3 protein-coding genes and 1 pseudogene are annotated in these 1,517 nt (G+C 69.1%); 1 reads left to right on the forward strand and 3 read right to left on the reverse strand.

Annotated features, from left to right (window positions below):
- Nucleotides 1-196: 196 nt before the first annotated feature.
- The 3 genes from VF697_RS29380 to VF697_RS29385 all read right to left on the reverse strand — a co-directional run bounded on the left by VF697_RS29380 (nucleotide 197) and on the right by VF697_RS29385 (nucleotide 1,107).
- The gene (locus VF697_RS29380; protein ID WP_331100061.1) at nucleotides 197-586 is read right to left on the reverse strand and encodes a response regulator; all 390 of its coding nucleotides are present in this window, start codon (nucleotides 584-586) and stop codon (nucleotides 197-199) included.
- A 106-nt stretch (nucleotides 587-692) separates the two neighbouring features.
- Nucleotides 693-761 carry a hypothetical protein gene (locus tag VF697_RS43585; RefSeq protein WP_414641355.1) on the reverse strand — a complete coding sequence of 23 codons (69 nt, stop codon included), beginning with the start codon at nucleotides 759-761 and terminating at the stop codon, nucleotides 693-695.
- Complete coding sequence (locus VF697_RS29385) at nucleotides 733-1,107, reverse strand: acyl-CoA dehydrogenase family protein (RefSeq protein WP_331100063.1); 375 nt, start codon at nucleotides 1,105-1,107, stop codon at nucleotides 733-735. Before VF697_RS29385 ends, VF697_RS43585 begins: the two co-directional genes overlap by 29 nt.
- Before the next feature lie 129 nt (nucleotides 1,108-1,236).
- Here VF697_RS29385 and VF697_RS29390 point away from each other — a divergent pair.
- A pseudogene (locus VF697_RS29390) lies at nucleotides 1,237-1,517 on the forward strand (hypothetical protein); the annotation flags it as partial.

Genomic DNA, 1,517 nt, shown 5'->3' on the forward strand with positions numbered 1-1,517 from the left:
AGCAACAGGGCCGAAGCCGCCATCCCGAACACCACCGTGCGCTTGAACCCACCCATCTTCATTCCTGGTCTCCGTGCTGGGAGCCGTCTCTGGCTTCCCGCAAGACTTGGACCGGTGGAGGCACATTGCAGCGACCGGGCGAGCGGGCCCCCGTCGCCCGCCTCGCACGAGGGCACGGGAGCGCCTGGTTGGCCGCTCACGGGTGCGGGTCCGCGCCCGCCCAGGGGGACGGCACCACGGACTCGACGAGGCCGAGCAGCTCGTCCAGCTCGAAGGGCTTGCTCAAGCACCCCCTGGCGTCGACCTCGCGCGCGCGCCGCTGCGCGTCCTCGGCCGCCGTGCACACGACGATGGGCGCATGGTGACCGTAGCGTCGGCGGAGCTCCGCCGCGAAGGTCCACCCGTCCATCACCGGCATGCGCATGTCGAGCAGGATGAGGTCCGGCATCTCGACCTCCACACGCTCCAAGGCCTCACGTCCATTCGAGGCCCTGGAAACCCGGTAGTCCCCCACCTCGAGGGTCAGGACCATCACCTCCTGCATGTCTGGGTCATCATCCACGACGAGGACGTGTACTCGCGCCATGCGGCTCTCACCTCCTCACTCCCAACCGGGGACGTCCCTGTCCTGCTCCCGGTCGGGTGTGGAGGGGACGGAGAAGCAGCAGGTGCTTCCCTTCCTCCCGCCCGCGCTAGAGCCCCAACTGCTTGGCGATGATGACCTTCATGATTTCATTGGTGCCCGCGTAGATGCGCTGCACGCGTGCGTCCATGAAGGCGCGGCTGATGGGAGATGAACGTCTTGGCGCCGTTGATGACGTAGAAGTCCCCGTCGCGCACCGCCGTGGTGCGGATGGCCGCCAGGTCCGAGCCCGTGCCCGGCTCCATCACCACCACCGAATGCAGGAAGTCCCCGCCCGCGCCGCCGTACTCGGGCTCCAGCCAGGGACAGAGGAAGCCCGCCTCGCCCGCCTTGCGCCACACCTCCCGGTCGACGATGCCCGCCTCGTTCCAGCGCTCCTGGTGCGGCTTCACCTCGCGCTCCAGGAAGTGGCGGAACGACTGGCGGAACTGCTCATGGTCCTCGCGGAAGAGCTTCCTCTGCACTCGGTGGACTCCCGGCGCTGCGGGCCTCGTGTGCCCTGGTGGGAGGCGGATGCTCCCCCGGGATTGACTCGGAAATCAACCGGGGTGCGGTGACCGGCGCGCACCAGGGCCGGTAGTAGCGTGGGCGGGATGAACCTCCTGGCCTCGAAGCGGGGAGCCATGCTCCTCGGATTGCTACTGACCGCGTGTGCCACCTCGGCGCCCGCCGTGTACGAGGAGGACCTCGAGGCGCCTGACGTCGTGCACGCGTGGGAGGAGGCGCGCGCGGACCCGAGCTGCGTCGTGCCCCTGTGCGACGTGGAGCGCTGTGCCCTGTGGCGCTGCCAGGACGTGACGGAGGTGGACGAGCACCCCGTGCTGCTGGCGCAGGCGATAGGACAGCTGGCGATTCGCGGGCGAGCTCATGAGCC

The sequence above is a fragment of the Archangium sp. genome (assembly GCF_036388035.1).
Taxonomy (GTDB): domain Bacteria; phylum Myxococcota; class Myxococcia; order Myxococcales; family Myxococcaceae; genus Archangium.